Source organism: Burkholderia sp. JPY481 (genome assembly GCF_038900515.1).
In the GTDB taxonomy this organism is placed as follows: Bacteria; Pseudomonadota; Gammaproteobacteria; order Burkholderiales; family Burkholderiaceae; genus Paraburkholderia; species Paraburkholderia youngii.
Genome location: NZ_JAYMRT010000240.1, coordinates 1 through 250 on the forward strand (window position 1 = coordinate 1; position 250 = coordinate 250).

Here is a 250-nt window from a genome sequence, read left to right on the forward strand (position 1 = left end):
ACCGGGAAAGCGCCACCGTTTACGTCCTTGCGGGCGTCATACGACGCGAATCACGCCGTTAGGACCGATGCGCTGCCACGGCAAACCCACCACCAGACCTTCGAGCTGTTCCTGCGTGAGCGCATGAAGCGCCCCGGGTTTTCCGGAGACCGTTTTGCTTGCGTCATGCCACAGTGACAGACTCAGCGAGATTTGCATAGTAAGCGGCTTCTGCCTCGGCAGGTGGAATGTTGCCGATGGGGCCGAAGAG

At 60.4% G+C, this 250-nt stretch carries 1 protein-coding gene; it reads right to left on the reverse strand.

Annotated features, from left to right (window positions below; all coding sequences use genetic code 11):
- Positions 1-36 precede the first annotated feature (36 nt).
- Positions 37-250: hypothetical protein (locus tag VSR82_RS40515; protein ID WP_498858980.1), on the reverse strand; the 214-nt coding region annotated here is incomplete at its 5' end.